Genomic DNA, 1,224 nt, shown 5'->3' on the forward strand with positions numbered 1-1,224 from the left:
CCGGCCGGGGGTTCGGGTGCCAGGGGGTTCGGGGCCGGGCCTCGGGAGCGGGTAGCCGGGAGCGGAGTGCCGGGAGTCGGCCCGAACGGGGTGTCAGGAACCGTCCAGCTCGCGGGCCAGGGCCTTCTCCAGCCAGGTCCGTGCCCGGTCGAGGTAGTCGCGGGCGACGGAGGTCTCGGCGCCCCAGGAGTCGAACCCGTGGGGAGCGCCGGGCTCCAGGTGGAAGGTCGTGTCCACGCCGGCGTCGCGCAGCCTGTGCGCGTACTCCCGGGACTCGTTGTGGAACAGGTCGATGTCGCCGACGCCGATCCAGGCGGGCGGCAGACCGCTGAGGTCCTCGCGGCGTGCGGGCACGGCGTAGCGCGGAACCGTGGCCGCGCCGGGGTCGGTGCCCAGGTAGGAACGCCAGCCGAAGCGGTTGACCTCGTTGTTCCAGATGCGGTGGCGGACCCTGTCCAGGTCGCGCCGGGCTGCGGTGCGGTCGTCGAGCATGGGACACAGCAGCCACTGCCCGACCGGCTGCGTGCCGCCCTCGTCGTGCAGTCGTTGGACGAGCGAGGCGGTGAGGCCGCCGCCCGCGCTCTGGCCGCCGATCGCCACGCGCGCGGGGTCCACGCCCAGGGAGGCGGCGTTGTCCTGGAGCCAGGTCCAGGCGGCGTGGCAGTCGTCCAGGGCGGCGGGGTAGGGGTCCTCGGGGGCCATGCGGTACTCGGCGGAGACGACGGTGATGCCCAGCCGGCGGGCGGTGGCGTTGCACAGCGGGTCGTCCTGCACGGCGCGGCCCATGACCAGGCCGCCGCCGTGGATCCAGACGAGGGCGCCGTCCGAGTGCTTGTCGTCGGGGCGGTAGACCCGTACGCCGGGGGCCGCTTCCTCGGGGAGTTCCATGGTGACGCCGGGCAGGTGCCGGGCGTCCAGGTCCTCCATCAGTCTGCGTGTGAGTCGCAGGGCCCAGGGGCGGTGTACGGGGACTTCCGGTGAACGGAGCAGGGGGCCGCGCAGCTCCGGCGCCACCCTCGACAGCTTCATGACAGCGGTCCTGGGACGGTGGTCGTCGGCACGGGGCCTCCCTCGGTTCGCGGGCGGGCGAGCGGGGCGTCGCGCCGTCCCCCGCCGGGCGGCGCGGATGCCGTCCGGAGCATACCGGAACGGGGTGCGGGGGCGGATGCCCTGGTCGTCTGCCCGGACATCCGGCGGGGCCCGCGCCCCGCAAAGCGATCCCGC

The 1,224-nt window shown here is 75.0% G+C and carries 1 protein-coding gene; it reads right to left on the minus strand.

The genetic code is table 11. From position 1 onward, the window contains the following. Positions 1 to 93: 93 nt before the first annotated feature. The gene (locus DQW06_RS17070; RefSeq protein ID WP_013152052.1) at positions 94 to 1,029 is read right to left on the minus strand and encodes an alpha/beta hydrolase; all 936 of its coding nucleotides are present in this window, start codon (positions 1,027 to 1,029) and stop codon (positions 94 to 96) included. Between the last annotated feature and the right edge of the window lie 195 nt (positions 1,030 to 1,224).

The sequence above is a fragment of the Nocardiopsis sp. TNDT3 genome (genome assembly GCF_003427465.1).
Classification (GTDB): domain Bacteria; phylum Actinomycetota; class Actinomycetes; order Streptosporangiales; family Streptosporangiaceae; genus Nocardiopsis; species Nocardiopsis dassonvillei.